This window comes from Kitasatospora sp. NPDC059160 (assembly GCF_042755465.1).
GTDB lineage: Bacteria > Actinomycetota > Actinomycetes > Streptomycetales > Streptomycetaceae > Kitasatospora.
The window spans coordinates 1-15,734 of sequence record NZ_JBHZCN010000051.1 but is presented as its reverse complement, the minus strand read 5'-3'; the positions used below and the strand labels follow the sequence as shown (position 1 = coordinate 15,734).

Sequence of the window (15,734 nt, the reverse complement as noted above, 5' to 3'; positions counted from 1 at the left end):
CCATGTCCGTAGGGCACAGCGCGGTAACCACCCCCCGCCCGGTCGTCTGGTGCGAGGACGACGTCGACTGCGGGATCCGCGACCTGCTGACCCGGCTCGGCGACAAGTGGTCCGTCCTCGCCGTGGTCGAACTCGCCGGGGGCGTACGGCGGTTCCGCGAGCTGCAGCGCGCCCTGCCGGGGATCTCGCAGCGGATGCTGACCCTGACGGTGCGCCGGCTGGAACGCGACGGGCTGGTCACCCGGACCGTCCACCCGACCGTCCCGCCCCAGGTGGAGTACGAGCTGACGGAGCTCGGCCACAGCCTGACCCACCTGGTGCGGGCGATGGCGGACTGGTCCTACGCCCACCACGACGCCATGCTCGCCTCGCGGCAGCGCTGGGACGAGGCCAATCCCGGCTCGGAGATCCGCTGAGGGGTCCGCCGTCGGCTACCGCTCGTACGTCAGCTCCGGGAAGCGGTCCGAGGGGCCGTCCAGCAGGTGGTCGTCGTGGCCGCGCAGCCAGCGGTCGAAGAAGGACGCCACGCAGGAGCGGGTGGCGAGCTCGGCACGGTCGGGGCGGACGTCGCCGACGTCCGCGGCCAGCACCTCCGGGGTGACGGCGCCCTGGCGGGCGAGCAGCGGGAGCAGGGACTGGGCGTCGGTGTAGGAGCCGTGCCGGGAGCCCTCCAGGGTGAGGTCGGCGTGCCAGCCGGTGCTGTGCTGCCACAGGGCGTCCCAGCCGGGCTGCCGGTGGTAGCTCCCGGAGTCGGACTCCCGGGTGCCCATCAGCAGGAACGGGCGGTCCAGGCCGTCCTCGACGAAGTCGGGCAGGAAGACACCGGTGCGGCCGTCGGGGCCGGGGAAGTGCAGCTGGCCGTCCAGGTTGACCGCGGCGGCGATCCGCGGGTCGTCGTGCATGGCCTGGAGGGCGGTGAAGCCGCCCGCCGAGTGGCCGACCATGCCGATCCGGTCCAGGTCCAGCGAGGCGCCGACGCCGGCCGGCAGGCCCGGGGCGCGGCGCAGCCCGGAGAGTTCGTCCAGCACGAAGCGGGTGTCCGCCACCCGGGCGGCCAGGGACTTGCGCAGCACGGCGCCGACGTCCAGGCCGGGCTGTCGGAGCATGGCGGGGAACACCGAGGTGGCCAGCTCCCCGTCGGGGAAGGCGACTTCGGAGGCCTCGTAGGTGTGGTCGACGGTGACGACCACGTAGCCGCGCGAGGCGAGGTCCTCCACCAGGGTCGTCCCCCAGGTGCGCGGGTCGCCCAGCCCGGGCGAGTACAGCACCACCGGGCGGGGGCCGCCGGGCCGGGCCGGGGCGTCCCGGCGGGCGTGGGTGAGGATCCCCGACCAGTCCGTACTGCCGGGCCGCACGTGGTAGTTGAGGTCACCGACGCCGCTGTCGCCGCCGAAGTGCGCCCCGGCCGCGGGCTCCATGTAGCGGGCCCGCTCCCCACCGGTGGCCGGGCGGGCGGTCGGGTACCAGAGGCTGACCATCACCTCACGCGCCCGGCCCGGCTTCCAGGGGTCCTCCCGTCCGGCGTCGGTCAGCCGCAGCGAGGTCGTCCCGATCGGGTACGGCCCGGTCGGCCGCGGCAGCCAGGCCGTGGCCTGCCGCGCGGCCCCGCCGTCCACCGCCGGCGCCGCCACCGCGCCCACCGCGCCCGGCGCACCCGTCACCCCGAGCGTCGCCGACGCCGCCAACAGCACCGCCGCCACGGCCCGTCCCCGCCTGCCCATGCCAGCCTCCTCGTCCGGTTCGGTCACGGAGCAGACGCTACGGGCGGGGCGCGCCGGGGCCGTCGTACCGGGGAGCCAAGTCCCCCCGACTACTCCGGTATGACACCCTTACGGGCCAGGCGGGTACGCCCCGGGCCAGGCGGGCCCAGGGCTCTGCCGGTCCACCGTCCGCCCGGCCGGTCCGGGTCCGTCATACTGGACCTGACCAGGGCGTTCGCGGCCGGGCGGAGCAGGTTCTCCGCCGCCGGACCGGCCCCGGCGCACGGGTGGGTGAGTGGTCCTCGGGAGGGAAGCAGCTGTGGCGGATTCCGGCACGCCCGAAGCCGGGTGCCCGCTGATCGGGCGCGACCGCGACCTGCGGCTGCTCCGCGAGCGGCTGCGCCTGGGCAGCGGCGGCGGCGCGCTGCTGCTCTCCGGGGAGGCCGGGGTCGGCAAGAGCGCCGTGCTGGACGCGCTGGCCGCCGCCGCGCCCGCCGACGGCGCCCGGGTGCTCCGGGCCTCCGGCGTCGAGTTCGAGGCCCACTGCGGCTACTCGGTCCTCAACCAGCTGTTCTTCCCGCACCTCGCCGCCCTGGAGCGGCTCGACACCCCGCTGCGGGCCGCCCTGCGGGTGGCACTCGGCTTCGACACCGGTCCGGCCCCGGAGCACCTGCTGGTGTCCAACGCGGTGCTGCGGCTCCTCCAGGCCGTGGCCGACGGGCGGCCGCTGCTCCTGCTCGTCGACGACCTGCACTGGGTCGACCCGGCCAGCACCGCGGTGTTCGGCTCGGTCGCCCGCCGGGCCCCCGGCCTGGACATCGCCTTCCTGGCCGCGGCCCGCCCCGGCGAGCTCGGCCCCCGGGACGCCGACGCCCTACCCGCCCACGACCTGCCGCCGCTGGCCGAGGAGGCCGCCGGCCGCCTGCTCGGCAGCCGCTTCCCCGACCTCTCCCGCAGCGCGCACCGCAGGGTGCTGGCCGAGGCGGGCGGCAACCCGCTGGCCCTGCTGGAACTGCCGACCGCCCTGCCGCCGGACCCGGTGGACTGCCCGGCCGTACCGCCCGTCCCCGTGACGCCGATCGCCGTCTCGTCCCTCGGCAACCGGCTGGAGCGGCTGTTCGGCGCCCGGGTGGCCGGCCTGCCCGCCCCCTCCCGCCGGCTGCTGCTGCTCGCCGCGCTGGAGGGCACCGGCGACCTCGGCGTGCTGCGGGCCGCCGCCCGCCGGGCCGCGGAGGAGCTCGGCACGGGCTCCGGCCCGGGCCAGAGCCCGGCACACGGACCGGAACACGGCCCGGGCGACGGCCAGGACCCCGAACACGGCCAGGACCCGGAGCACCGCCGGGACGACCTCGCGCCGCTGGAGCAGGAGCGGCTGGTGCACGTCGAGGAGGGCGGCCGCCGGCTGGCCTTCCGCCACCCGCTGATCCGCTCCGCCGTGGTCGGGCAGGCCCCGAGCAGCGCCCGGCGCGCCGCCCACGCGGCCCTGGCCGCCGCCCTGGCCGGCCGGCCCGAGCGCCGGGCCTGGCACCTGGGCGAGGCCACCCTCGAACCGGACGAGGAGGTCGCCGCGCTCCTCGCCCACGCCGCCGGGCTCAGCTTGCGCCGCGGCGACGCCTCCGGCGCCATGCGCACCCTGGTCCGCTCGGCCGAGCTCACCCCCGACGGTCCGCAGCGCGGCCGCCGCCTCGCCGAGGCCGCCTACCTCGGGGCCGAGTCCACCGGCGCCCTCACCAGCGCCCGCCGACTCCTCGACCACGCCCGGCAGGCCGCCCCGGTCGGCGACGGCTCGCTGCACTCCGCCACCGCCGCCGCCCTGCTGCTCCTCAACGGCGACGGCGACGTTCCCGCGGCGCACCGCCTGCTCACCTCCGCCATCGAGTCCGCGGCCGCCGCCCACGGCCACCGGGCCGAGGACAAGGCGCTGGTCGACGCCCTGCACGTCCTGGCGGTGCTCTGCTTCTTCGGCGCCGACGAGGCCCTGTGGCAGTCCTACTACCGGGCCGTGGAGCGCCTCACCCCCGGCCCGCCGGCCTTCCTGGCCGTCCTCGGCCGCACCTTCTCCGACCCCGCCCGCACCGGCGCCGCCGCCCACGGCCCGCTCGACGCGCTCACCCTCGCCCTGGCCGCCGCCCCGGCCGGCGAGGCCGACCCGGTCCTCACCACCCGGGTCGGCACCGGGGCGCTCTACCTCGACCGGCTCGGCGAGGTCCGCACCCCCGCCTGGCAGGTGGTCCGCGCCGGGCGCGAGGGCGGCCCGGCCCGGCGCTACATCTCCGCCCTCATCCACCTCTGCCTGGACGACTACCTCACCGGCGCCTGGGACGAGGCGCTCGACCTCGCCCGGGAGGGCCTCGGCGCCTGCCGGGAGCACGGCTACGACGCCTTCGCCTGGTACTTCCAGTACATCGAGGCGATCGTCCTGGGCGCCCGCGGCCACACCGCGGAGAGCCTCGCCACGGCCGGCACCGTGATCGACTGGGCCACCCGCCACCGCGCGCCCTGCGCCGCCCACTACGCCCACCACGCCGCCGCCGTGGCGGCCCTCGGCGACGGGGACCACGCGCTCGCCCACCGGCACGCCGTCGCGGTCAGCCCGGCCGGCACCCTCGCCTCGCACGCCCCGCACGCCCTCTGGGTGGCCGCCCACCTGGTCGAGGCCGCCGTCCGCGGCGACCGCCGCGAGGAGGCCGCCGCCCACGTCCGCGCGATGCGCGAGAACGGCATCGCCGCCGTCTCGTCCCGGCACGCCCTGCTGGTCGAGGCCTCCGCCGCGCTGTGCACCGAGGACGACGAGGAGGCACTGCGGCTGTTCGCCCTCGCGCTGGACACCCCCGGCGCCGAGCGCTGGCGCTTCGACCACGCCCGGGTCCAACTGGCCCAGGGCGAACGGCTGCGCCGGACGGGGGCGTCCGCCGGCGCCCGGGCACCGCTGCGCGCCGCCCTCGCGAGCTTCGAGGCCCTCGGCGCCACCCCGTGGGCGGACCGCGCCAGGGCCGAACTGCGCGCGGCGGACCGGCCCGCCGGCCAGCTGAGCATCTGACCGCCTGGCCACGGGCCGACCGCGCCCGTCGCGCCTGCCGCCTACCGCCTGCCGGGGCCGTCCCCCGGCAGGCGAGGTGCTCAGCGGTACTGCTTGAGTTCCCGCCGGGCCAGGGAGCGCTTGTGCACCTCGTCCGGCCCGTCCGCGAGGCGCAGGGTGCGGTTGCCGGCCCAGAGTTGGGCGAGCGGGGTGTCCTGGCTGACACCGGCGGCACCGTGGGTCTGGACGGCCTTGTCGAGGATCCACTCGACCGTGCGCGGGGTGGCGATCTTGATGGCCTGGATCTCGGTGTGCGCACCGCGGTTGCCGACGGTGTCCATCAGCCAGGCCGTCTTGAGCACCAGCAGCCGCAACTGCTCGATCCGGACCCGGGATTCGGCGATCCAGTCCTGCACCACGCCCTGCTCGGCGAGCGGCCGGCCGAAGGCCACCCGCTCGCTCGCCCGGCGGCACATCAGCTCCAGCGCGCGCTCGGCGATGCCGATGGCCCGCATGCAGTGGTGGATCCGGCCCGGGCCGAGCCGGGCCTGGGCGATGGCGAAGCCGCTGCCCTCCTCGTCGATCAGGTTCTCGACGGGCACCCGGACGTCCTCGAACAGCACCTCGGCGTGGCCGCCGTGGTCGGCGTCGTCGTAGCCGAAGACCGTCATGCCGCGCTTGACGGTGAGGCCGGGGGTGTCGCGCGGCACCAGCACCATGCTCTGCTGGCGGTGCGGGGCGGCGTCCGGGTTGGTCTTGCCCATCACGATGAACAGCTTGCAGTCCGGGTTCATCGCGCCGGTGATGTACCACTTGCGGCCGTTGACCACGTACTGGTCGCCGTCGCGCTCGATCCGGGTGGCGATGTTGGTGGCGTCCGAGGAGGCCACCTCGGGCTCGGTCATCGCGAACGCGGAGCGGATCGCGCCGTCCAGCAGCGGCCGCAGCCAGCGCTCCTGCTGCTCGGCGCTGCCGAACTGGGCGAGGAGTTCCATGTTGCCGGTGTCGGGGGCCGCGCAGTTGAGGGCCGGCGGGGCCAGCTGGATGCTGCGGCCGGTGATCTCGGCGAGCGGGGCGTACTGGAGATTGGTGAGACCGGCGCCGTGCTCGCCGGGGATGAACAGGTTCCACAACCCTTGTTTGCGGGCCTCCGTCTGGAGGTCGGCGACGACGGGCGGGACGCTCCAGGGAGTCCGGTCCGGGTCGGCGAGCTGCTGGGCGAGGGTGCTCTCGGCCGGGTACACGTGCTCGGCCAGGAAAGCGAGGAGTTGCTCGCGGAGTACGTTCGTCCGGGCGTCGTAGGCGAAGTCCATGGCTGTCAGCTCTCCTTGAGGGTGGTCAGTCCGTGCCGGGCGAGGATCGGGGCCATCTCGCCCGCGCGCTCGAAACCTGCGCCCAGGGTGCGGCCCTGCTGGAAGCGGTAGTGGATGCCCTCGGCGATGACGGCCAGCTTGAAGGAGGCGAAGGCCACGTACCAGTCCAGGTCAGTGGCCTGACGGCCGGTCAACTCGGCGTAGTACGAGACGATTTTCTCGGCCTTGGGGAAGCCGGGGGCGGTCATGGCGTCGGGGATGATGCCGCCGCCGATGCCGGCGATCTCGGTGTACATCACGAGGAGGCCGATGTCGGTGAGCGGGTCGCCGAGAGTCGACATCTCCCAGTCGAGGACGGCGGTGATGGCGTCGGTGTCGTCGACCAGGACGTTGTCGAGCCGGTAGTCGCCGTGCACCAGTGCGGGCGCGGGCGAGACGGGGCGCCGTTCGGCGAGCAGGGCGTGCAGCCGGTCGAGGTCGGGGAGGTCGCGGGAGCGGGACTTCTCCAACTGGGTCGACCAGCGGCGCAGTTGGCGCTCCAGGTAGCCCTCGGGCCGGCCGAAGTCGCCGAGGCCGACGTCGGCGGGATCGATCCGGTGCAGGGCGGCGAGGGTCTCGACCAGGCGGCGGCCGAGGGCGGAGACACGGTCCTCGCCGAGGGCGGCGAGGGCCTTGCGGGAGCGGTGCGCGACACCGTCGACGTGCTCCATGAGGTACCAGGGGGCGCCGAGGACGTCGGTGCCGTGGTCGATCAGCAGCATGCCCGGTACGGGCACCTCGCTGTCCCGCAGCGCCGACATCACCCGGTGCTCGCGGCCCATGTCGTGCGCGGTCGCCAGCACGTGCCCGAGCGGGGGGCGCCGGAGGACCCAGCGGCCGGTGCCGTCCGTGAGCACGTACGTGAGGTTCGAGCGGCCCCCCTCGACCAGCTCGGCCCGCAACGGCCCCCGGACGAGGCCGGGCAGCTCGGTGTCCAGACGGGTGCGCAGCCGCACCAGATCCAGACCGGGCAGGTCAGCGGGGCTCTCGACCATCGGGCGACTCCTCGGGACGGCGGATCAATGACTAAGCGCTTGCTTAGCATTCAACCGGAGGATGCCCCCTGTCAATGCCGTGAGCCCCCGGACCGACCGATCCGGGGGCTCGCGGGAGGGAAGGAGGGGGTCGGATCCCGCCAATGCATCAGCAACGTGCCGAGCATCCGCTCCAAGGTCCGGATCGACTTCCGATGATGGACGGCGACACGGCACCATGGCTACAGCAAGTGATGTATCGATCGCTATGCGCTACAACGGAGACAGCCATGCCCCCCAACACCCCCTGCACCCCCGTGCGCGGCTTCCAGGCCGCCGGCTTCACCCAGGCGGCGACCGGCCGATGAGCGACCGCTACGCCATCCTCCCCGCCGACTCCCCGCGCGGTACCCACTACCAGGCCTGGGTCATCCGGGACCGCGCGACCACCGAGTGCGTCAAGGCCCTCCCCCCGGCCGACGAGCCGCTCCGCTTCTACTCGTACGCGCAGGCGCAGGCCTGGGTCCGGACCAACACTCCCACCACCTTCGAGGTCCGCCTGATCGACTCCTCCGGCCCCGAGGACGCCAAGGCCTTCCGACGCACCATCGGCTGATCGGCCGACAGTGAGGGTGAGTCGGCCCCGATCGTGGGCACCCACAACTGCGGGTGCCCGCATCGAAGCCCCCCTCATCCAGCCGGAAGGGACCACCCATGGCGTCCAGGTTCACCACAGCCATCGCCGTCGCCCTCCTCTCCACCGCCACCCTCGCCCCGACCGCCACCGCCACCGCCACCGCCACCGCCACCGCCGCGACCCCACCCACCACCAGCACCGCCGCACAGCTCAGCGCCTACTGGACCCCCGCCCGGATGGCCGCCGCGCTCCCCCTCGACACCAAGGCCGCCCGGCCCACCGCCGACGGCCCCCGCCCCGGCGAGTACATCCCCCCGAGCCGCAGCTTCGACGGCATCCCCCAGGCCGGCGCCTTCTTCTGGACCGACGCCACCGGCACCGGCCGCACCTGCAGCGGAGCCGTCGTCCACAGCCCCGGCCGCGACCTGGCCCTGAGCGCGGGCCACTGCCTCAAGGGCTACGCGGGCGGCTCCCCCACGCGGCACCTGGCGTTCGTCCCGCAGTACCACGACGGGCTCACGCCCCTGGGCGTCTTCCCGGTCCGGGCGAACGGCGTCCACGTCGCACAGGAGTACTACGACCGGGGCGAACACGCGGGCGCCGCCTACGACTTCGGCTTCGCCGTCACCGAGCCCAACCAGGCGGGTGACGCACTGGAGGACGTCGCGGGCTCGGTGCAGCTGCTCACCGGCACCGGGTACGCCCACGCCCCGGTCCGGATGATCGGCTACCCGGGCGGCGCCCCGAAACCCGTGGAGTGCTTCAGCCGGACCACCCGTTGGGCCAGCGACGACCCCGCCGACCCGGGCACCTTCGAGCGCATCGCCTGCGACGGCTTCACCGGCGGCACCTCCGGCGGCCCCATGCTGATCCCCTGGTTCGGCGGCTGGGCCGTGATCGGCCTCATCGGCGGCTACCACACCGGCGGCAACACCCCCCAGATCTCCTACAGCGCCCCCTTCGGCCCGGCCGTCCGAGCTCTGTACGAGGCCACCATCAGCGGCGCCCCTCCGGCCGGCGGCCCGGCGTCCTGAGCCGAGCCCAGCGCCCGACGGAGCCTCAGTCCGACCACCCGTCCGAAAATCCGTACGACCACCCGTGCAACGTTTCCGACGGCTCAGGTCATCGATCTAGGGAGAACCCTGTGTGATCGAAACTGTCGCCGAAGGAAAGGGAATCCGTGCGGACTGCTCGCGGTGCGGTCGTCCTGTTGGCCGTGGGGGTCGTCGCGTCCCTCACGCTCACCACGGGGGACTCCTTCTCCGAGAGCAGACCCAACGCCGCCGCCCCCGATCCCGACCCGGCGGCCCCGGAGGCGAGCGCCGCCGACACCCCGACGCCCACGCCCACCCCGACGCCGACGCCCACCTGGGACGGCCAGGTCCACGTGCTCGGGGACGGCTCCACCTCCTACACCGGCCCGCAGCCCAAGCAGCCGAAGCCGGAGAAGCTGAAACCGGGTGAGAAGCCGCCGCAGTTCGTCGTCTTCTCCTGGGACGGCGCCCTGGAGGGCGACGACCGCCTGTTCTCCCGCTTCCGCAAGCTGGGCGCGGACAACAACGCCCAGATGACGTACTTCCTGAGCGGCCTCTACACCCTGCCCAAGTCCAAGAAGTCGCTCTACCACCCGCCCCAGCACGACCCGGGCGCCGCCTCGATCGACTACGCGACCGACGCCCACATCAAGGACACCCTGGAGCAGCTGCGCCTCGCCTGGCTGGACGGCAACGAGATCGGCACCCACTTCAACGGGCACTTCTGCGGCTCCAAGGGCGGCGACGACTGGAGCACCGAGGAGTGGAAGAGCGAGCTCGACCAGGCGGTCTCCTTCGTCACCAACTGGAAGACCAACACCGGCCTCAAGAACATGCCGCCGCTGCCCTTCGACTACACCAAGGAGCTGGTCGGCGGCCGTGCCCCCTGCCTCCAGGGGCAGAAGAACCTCCTCCCGGCCGAGAAGGCCGCCGGCTTCCGTTACGACGCCAGCTCTCCGGGCGAGTTCCAGGTCTGGCCGGTCAAGAAGGGCGGCATCTGGAACTTCCCGCTCCAGATGCTGCCCTTCCCGGCCAAGTCCTCCCAGGGCCTCTCGATGGACTACAACTTCCTGGCCGGCCAGTCCGGGGACACCACCAAGGGCGACCCGAAGAAGTACGCCGACTGGGAGAAGGAGGCCCGGGACAGCTACCTGGCCGGCTTCAACCGGGTCTACAACGGCAGCCGCGCCCCGCTGTTCATCGGCAACCACTTCGAGGACTGGAACGGCGGCATCTACATGGACGCCGTCGAGGACGTGGTGAAGAACGTCTGCCACCAGGACGGCGTCCGCTGCGTCTCCTTCCGCCAGGTCGCCGACTGGCTGGACGCCCAGGACCCGAAGGTCCTCGACAGGCTCCGCCAACTCGACCCCGGCCAACCGGGCGACTGGTCCCGCCTGGTGAAGTGACCGGCGCTCAGCCCGTACGACGGGCCAGCGCCAGCAGGCTCAGCCCGAACATCAGCACCCCCAGCGGGAGATGGACCGCCGGGACGTGCGCGATGCCGAGCACGACCTGCACCGAGGCGAGCGCCAGGAAGCCGGCCGCCTCCCCCACCGGTCGCACCGGCCCGCCGCCCGGCTTCCAGGCCAGCACCGCCGCCAGCAGGTAGAGCATCGACGCCCCGTACATCACCCGGGCGCCGACGCCGTGCAGCGTCTCCCCATAGGAGGTGGTCAGCAGCAGTCCGGCGGAGACGGCCTGGAGCAGGACGGTCAGGGTCTGCAGGGCGATCGCGGCCCGCAGGAACGGGAACCGGTGCGTCGCGGTGGTCGTCGGGGTGGCCATGTCGTGGTCCTCTTCTCCGCCCGGGGGCAGTGGATCGGTAGGGTCTCACCGATCCGACGACGCAGGCCCGTGAAAGGTAAGGCGAGCGCATGACGGCAGCGGGGGCGGACACCGACGCGACCTTCGGCGAGCGGCACCGACTGCTCAACGTCGCCTACCGGCTGCTCGGCTCGCTGACCGAGGCCGAGGACGCCGTGCAGGAGGCGTACGCGCGCTGGTACGCCCTGCCGCCCGGCCGGCGGCGGGAGGTACGGGCCCCCGGCGCCTGGCTCACCACCGTCACCGGCCGGATCTGCCTGGACCTCCTGGGCTCGGCCCGGGCCCGGCGCGAGCGCTACGTCGGCGCCTGGCTGCCCGAACCGCTGCCGGGACCGCTGTCGGCAGGGCTGCCGGCAGGGCTGTCGGAACCGCTGTCGGACCGGGCCGGGAGCGCCGATCTCGCCGACCTGATCGTCCTGGACGAGTCGGTGGCGATGGCCTTCCTGGTCGTCCTGGAGTCGATGACCCCGGCCGAGCGGGTGGCCTTCGTCCTGCACGACGTCTTCCGCTACTCCTTCGCCGAGATCGCCGCCGTCCTCGACCGCACCCCGGCGGCCTGCAAGCAGCTGGCCTCCTCCGCCCGCCGCCGGGTCGGTGCCGCCCCGGCCCCGGCGACGCCGACCGCGCGGGCCGACACCGTACGGCGGGTCAAGGAGGCCTGGCAGAGCCGGGACATCGCGGCCCTGGTCGCCGTCCTGGACCCGGCCGCCGTGATGACCGCCGACGGCGGCGGCCTGGTCGGCACCGTGCTGCGCCCGGTGGAGGGCGGCGCGCTGATCGCCCAGTACATGCTGGCCGTCGCCGACCGGGCCCCGGGCATGGAACTGCTGGAGTGCCCGGTCAACGGCGCGGCGGGCCTGGTGGCCCGGCGCGACGGCGTCGTGCTGACGGTGGCCGCGTTCGACGTCGCGGACGGCCGGGTGACCGGGATCTGGGTGGTCCGCAACCCGGAGAAGCTCCGCCCGTGGGCCCGCTGAACGACAGCGGCCACCGCCACGACTACGGCCACCGCCACGGCTACGGCTACGGCTACTGCCCGGCGGTCTTCATGAACGCCGTCCAGATCCGCCCCGGCAGGTCCGAGTCCGGGGTGTCCGGAGCGGCTCCGCCGACCCCCTCCAGGGACTGCAGCTTCATGTCCTTGAGGTCCGCCCGGAACACCGTGACCGCCGTCGACAGCTGCCCGTTGTAGCCGACGGTCCACCCCGCGGTGCGGTCCGGGGTGGTGCCGGGCTTCGCCGCCAGGCCGACGCCCGCCCCCGCCACCGCCTGGGCGCTGCCGCCGCGGACGGCGCCCTTGAGGGCGGTGTCCACGTCGGCCGCCACGGCCGCGGGCAGCGCCCGGGCGGCGGTGGGCAGCCGCAGGTCGACGGGCTTGCCGTTGCGGGTGACGCCCGACACGGAGTACGGGTCGGTGTGGCTGCCGCCGGACCCGAAGGCGGCGTAGGCGTCGGCGGCGCGGATCGCGCTCGGGGTGGAGTTGCCGACGCCGAAGGCGGGGACCAGCTCGCCCAGGCTCTCGGGGAGCAGGCCGAGGGCCGCCGCGGTCTGCTGCACCTTGTCGAGGCCGACGTCCATGCCGAGCTGCATCAGCGGCCCGTTGACGGACTGTTCGACCGCGCTGCGCAGGCTGACCCGGCCCCAGTTCCGCTTGCCGTCGTTGGCGGTCTTGACGATCTTCCCGTCCCGCCCCCAGTACGGCCCCTCCGGGGTCGTCACGTTGACGCCGTTGTCGCCGTCGTACGTCGTGCCGGGCGTCACCGGGGTCCGGCCGCCGTCGCGCCGGCGCTGCACGCCCTGGTCGAGTCCGGCCGCGTACACCAGCGGGGTGAAGGCCGAACCCATCGGCACGGTCGAGGTGTTGGCGTTGTTGAAGCCCTGCTTGCGGTAGTCGGGGCCGCCGTAGAGGGCGACGATCCGCCCGTCCAGGGCGACCGAGGCGGCGCCGACCTTGAGCAGCTTGTCGGCCTCCCGGTTGTCCGGGTCGAGGCCCTTGGTGGCCTCCTGCACGGCCGCGGCCAGGGCGTTGACCTTCGCCTTCTCGAAGGTGGTGCGGATCTGGTAGCCGCCGAGGTCGAACTGGGCCGGGGTGATGTCGCTGTGGCTCTCCACGAAGCCCCTGGACAGGTCGACCAGGTAGCCGATCTGGCCGGCGAGGCCGGCCCCCTTGGGCGGTGTCCGCGGCTCGGGGAACACCGTGTACCGGGCCCGCTCGGCGGCGGAGAGCCTGCCCCCGTCGACCATCCGGTCCAGGATCCAGGACCACCGCTCCACGGCCCGCTCGTGGTTCTCCGGGCTCACCGCCGGGTCGTACTGCCCGGCACCCTTCAACAGGGCGGCCAGGAAGGCCCCTTCGCTGGGGTCGAGCTGCGACACGTCCTTGCCGTAGTACGCGGCCGCGGCACGCTCGATGCCGTAACTGCCGCGCCCGAACCAGCTGGTGTTCAGGTAGCCGGCCAGGATGTCCTGCTTGCTCATCCGACGGCCCAGCTTGACCGCGATGACCATCTCGCTGAGCTTGCGGGAGACGTCCTGGCGCTGGTTGAGGTAGATGTTCTTGACGTACTGCTGGGTGATGGTCGAGCCGCCCTGGGTGTCGCCGCCGGTGGCCATCTCGTAGACGGCGCGGCCGATGCCGCTGACCGAGACCCCCGGGTCCGAGTAGAAGGTCTCGTTCTCCGCGGAGAGCACCGCCCACTGGACCGACTCGGGCACCTGGCCCAGCGGTACCTCCTGCCGGTTGGTCTCGCCGATCCGGGCCATCTCGGTGCCGTCCGCCCAGTAGTAGACGTTGTTCTGCTGGGTGGCGAAGGCGTTCAGGTCCTCCGGGACGTGGGTGGTGACGTAGAACCAGCCCGCCAGGCCGCTCAGCACCGCCGTCCCGAGACCGGTCGTCAGGAGCAGCTGGCGCCAGGAGGGGAGCCAGCGCCGGACGCCGCGCCGACCGCGGCGCGGGTAGTCGATCCGCCGCAGCGGACGCCACCTCCGGCGGTCGCTCCGCTCCTCCTCGGCTTCCCCACCCTGCTGTGCGCGCATCCGGTCTCCGATCTCCTGGGGCGGCCCCCTCCACCCCGTCAGATGCCGAACCGGCCGTCCTTTGGGGGGCCGAGATCAGTGTGATCATGTTCATATCGGGCCGGGGGAACCGAACCGCACCCGGGCAATCCGGCCCGTCCGGCCCCGCGCCCCCGGCGGCCTACCGCCACAATGTCGCCATGAGGTTGATCCACACCCTGATCGGCGTGCTGCTGCTCCTGCTCGTCGTGGGCAGCATCCTGCGCACCCTGGTCGTCCCCCGCGGGCTCTACTCGGCCCTGGTGTTCCGGCTCTGGGCGCTGCTGCGCACCACCCTGCGGCTGTGGGCCACTCCCTTCGGCACCTACCGGGCGCAGGACCGCGCCCTGACCTGGCTCGCCCCGCTGGTGCTGCTCGGCATGCTGACGGTGTGGCTCAGCGGGATGCTGCTCGCCTACACCCTGCTGCTGCACGGCACCTCGGAACTCAGCTGGTCGATCTCCATCCGGGAGGCCGGCTCCAGCCTCTTCACCCTCGGCTACGCGAGCGGCGAACGCCTCCAGCTGTCCGCGATCGACTTCATGGCCGCCGCCAGCGGCCCACTGGTGATCGCCCTGCAGATCGCCTACCTGCCCACCCTGTACGCGGCCTACCAGCGGCGCGAGACCGAGGTGACGCTGCTGCAGTCCCGGGCCGGCGAACCCGCCTGGGGCCCGGAGCTGCTCGCCCGGCAGTCCCTGGTCGACACCGAGACCGCGCTCCCCCAGCTCTACCGCGACTGGGAGCGGTTGGCCGCCGACATCGGCGAGAGCCACTCCAACTACCCGGTGCTGCTGGCCTTCCGCTCCCCCCAGCCCAACCGCAGCTGGGTGGTCGGGCTGATCGCGGTGATGGACGCCGCCGCCCTCCACCTCTCCCTCTGCCCGCGCTCCGCCCCGCCCGAGGCCCGGCTGGTGATCCGGGCCGGCTTCACCGCGATGCGCGACATCGGCCGGGCGCTGCGGATCGACTTCGACACCGACCCGGACCCGGACACCCCGATCCGCCTCGGCTACGCCGAGTACCTGGGCGCCGTCGCGATGATCACCGCGGCGGGCTTCCCGCGCGAGCGCCCGGTCGAGGACGCCTGGCGGCACTTCCGCGGCTGGCGGGTCAACTACGAGGCCCTGGCCTACGAACTGGCCCGCCGCGGCGACGCCGTCCCCGCCCTCTGGACCGGCCCGCGCGACTTCCGCGCCCCGGTCATCCCGCCGGCCCGCCCCACCGACCGCCGCCCGGAGTCCTCGGCGCCGGGCCTGCCGCCGGTCTGAGAAGAAATCCCCGACGGCTCCGGAACGGGTCGGGTACACTCGAACGCAGTACGTGCCGATCAGGAGCAGAGAGTAGGGAGGTGGGGTTGATGACCGCGTCGAAGGCCGCCGTGCGCAGCGTCCGGGTCTCCCTCGCGTCCCGGGCCGCGGCCTGACCCTGCCCTGTCCTGCCCCGCCGGGAGCGTGAGCTCGCGGGGCGTCACACGTACACCTCCCAGGAACGGAATCCCCGTACCACCATGCGCAACTGGAACACCCGCGCCGAGACCGGCGCCGACATCCCGACCGTTCACGCCGTCAACGCCGCCGCCTTCGACACCCCGGCCGAGGCCGACCTCGTCGACGCGCTGCGCGCCGATCCCGCCTGGCTCGACGGCCTGTCCGTGGTCTCCACCGACGCCGCCGGCACCGTGGTCGGCCACGCCCTGCTGACCCGCTGCCACATCGGCGACGTCCCGGCCCTGTGCCTGGCCCCGTGCGCCGTGCTCCCCGCGTACCAGCGGACCGGCGCCGGCTCGGCCGCCGTCCGGGCCGCCCTCGACGCGGCCCGGGAGCGGGGCGAGCGGTACGTCGTCGTCCTCGGGCACCCGGACTACTACCCCCGGTTCGGCTTCACCCGGGCCTCCACCCACGGCATCGGCCTGACCATCGACGTCCCGGACGAGGCCCTGATGGCCCTCGCCCTGGACGCCGACCACCCGCTGCCCGCCGGCACGGTCCGCTACGCGGCGCCGTTCGGCATCTGACGGAAGGGGGCGGGGGGGGGGGGGCCCGGGGCGGGCCCCCCCCCCCCCACCCCCCACACACCCCCCCAACCCCCCCCCCCCCCCCCCCCGCGGCCCCGCCCCGCCGCCCGCCCCCCCCCC

Annotated in this window: 13 protein-coding genes; 8 read left to right on the top strand and 5 right to left on the bottom strand. The window is 74.2% G+C overall.

Annotated elements, in window-relative coordinates; genetic code table 11:
- Positions 1–2 precede the first annotated feature (2 nt).
- Positions 3–416 (top strand): winged helix-turn-helix transcriptional regulator, encoded by a 414-nt coding sequence (locus ACFXOZ_RS22260; protein ID WP_380524354.1) that lies wholly within the window; start codon positions 3–5, stop codon positions 414–416.
- Positions 417–431: 15 nt separating this feature from the next.
- Here the strand turns inward: ACFXOZ_RS22260 and ACFXOZ_RS22255 are convergent, their stop codons facing one another.
- Entirely contained in the window at positions 432–1,721 is a 1,290-nt protein-coding gene (locus ACFXOZ_RS22255; RefSeq protein ID WP_380592231.1) for an alpha/beta hydrolase family protein, read from the bottom strand.
- A 298-nt stretch (positions 1,722–2,019) separates the two neighbouring features.
- Between ACFXOZ_RS22255 and ACFXOZ_RS22250 the strand changes: the two genes are divergently transcribed.
- Complete coding sequence (locus ACFXOZ_RS22250) at positions 2,020–4,740, top strand: AAA family ATPase (protein WP_380592229.1); 2,721 nt, start codon at positions 2,020–2,022, stop codon at positions 4,738–4,740.
- Between the two features lie 80 nt (positions 4,741–4,820).
- On the opposite strand, the gene ACFXOZ_RS22245 is transcribed toward ACFXOZ_RS22250, so the two are convergent.
- Both ACFXOZ_RS22245 and ACFXOZ_RS22240 read right to left on the bottom strand, forming a co-directional pair.
- Positions 4,821–6,032, bottom strand: a complete 1,212-nt coding sequence (locus ACFXOZ_RS22245; protein ID WP_380524360.1) for an acyl-CoA dehydrogenase family protein — start codon at positions 6,030–6,032, stop codon at positions 4,821–4,823.
- Between the two features lie 5 nt (positions 6,033–6,037).
- The gene (locus ACFXOZ_RS22240) at positions 6,038–7,066 is read right to left on the bottom strand and encodes a phosphotransferase family protein (protein ID WP_380592227.1); all 1,029 of its coding nucleotides are present in this window, start codon (positions 7,064–7,066) and stop codon (positions 6,038–6,040) included.
- A gap of 343 nt (positions 7,067–7,409) precedes the next feature.
- On the opposite strand from ACFXOZ_RS22240, the gene ACFXOZ_RS22235 reads away from it, so the two are divergent.
- The 3 genes from ACFXOZ_RS22235 to ACFXOZ_RS22225 all read left to right on the top strand — a co-directional run bounded on the left by ACFXOZ_RS22235 (position 7,410) and on the right by ACFXOZ_RS22225 (position 10,125).
- Entirely contained in the window at positions 7,410–7,661 is a 252-nt protein-coding gene (locus tag ACFXOZ_RS22235; protein WP_380524363.1) for a hypothetical protein, read from the top strand.
- 98 nt (positions 7,662–7,759) lie between these two features.
- On the top strand, positions 7,760–8,716 hold the full coding sequence (locus tag ACFXOZ_RS22230) for a trypsin-like serine peptidase (RefSeq protein WP_380592226.1): 957 nt from the start codon (positions 7,760–7,762) through the stop codon (positions 8,714–8,716).
- A gap of 146 nt (positions 8,717–8,862) precedes the next feature.
- The gene (locus ACFXOZ_RS22225; RefSeq protein ID WP_380592225.1) at positions 8,863–10,125 is read left to right on the top strand and encodes a hypothetical protein; all 1,263 of its coding nucleotides are present in this window, start codon (positions 8,863–8,865) and stop codon (positions 10,123–10,125) included.
- A 7-nt stretch (positions 10,126–10,132) separates the two neighbouring features.
- On the opposite strand, the gene ACFXOZ_RS22220 is transcribed toward ACFXOZ_RS22225, so the two are convergent.
- The gene (locus tag ACFXOZ_RS22220; protein ID WP_380592224.1) at positions 10,133–10,504 is read right to left on the bottom strand and encodes a hypothetical protein; all 372 of its coding nucleotides are present in this window, start codon (positions 10,502–10,504) and stop codon (positions 10,133–10,135) included.
- A gap of 89 nt (positions 10,505–10,593) precedes the next feature.
- On the opposite strand from ACFXOZ_RS22220, the gene sigJ reads away from it, so the two are divergent.
- Positions 10,594–11,520 (top strand): RNA polymerase sigma factor SigJ, encoded by a 927-nt coding sequence (gene sigJ, locus ACFXOZ_RS22215; protein WP_380592222.1) that lies wholly within the window; start codon positions 10,594–10,596, stop codon positions 11,518–11,520.
- 52 nt (positions 11,521–11,572) lie between these two features.
- Here sigJ and ACFXOZ_RS22210 read toward each other — a convergent pair whose 3' ends face one another.
- The gene (locus ACFXOZ_RS22210) at positions 11,573–13,579 is read right to left on the bottom strand and encodes a transglycosylase domain-containing protein (RefSeq protein WP_380524373.1); all 2,007 of its coding nucleotides are present in this window, start codon (positions 13,577–13,579) and stop codon (positions 11,573–11,575) included.
- A 179-nt stretch (positions 13,580–13,758) separates the two neighbouring features.
- On the opposite strand from ACFXOZ_RS22210, the gene ACFXOZ_RS22205 reads away from it, so the two are divergent.
- Complete coding sequence (locus ACFXOZ_RS22205; RefSeq protein WP_375896326.1) at positions 13,759–14,868, top strand: hypothetical protein; 1,110 nt, start codon at positions 13,759–13,761, stop codon at positions 14,866–14,868.
- Positions 14,869–15,107: 239 nt separating this feature from the next.
- On the top strand, positions 15,108–15,614 hold the full coding sequence (locus ACFXOZ_RS22200) for a GNAT family N-acetyltransferase (RefSeq protein ID WP_380524375.1): 507 nt from the start codon (positions 15,108–15,110) through the stop codon (positions 15,612–15,614).
- Positions 15,615–15,734 lie beyond the last annotated feature (120 nt).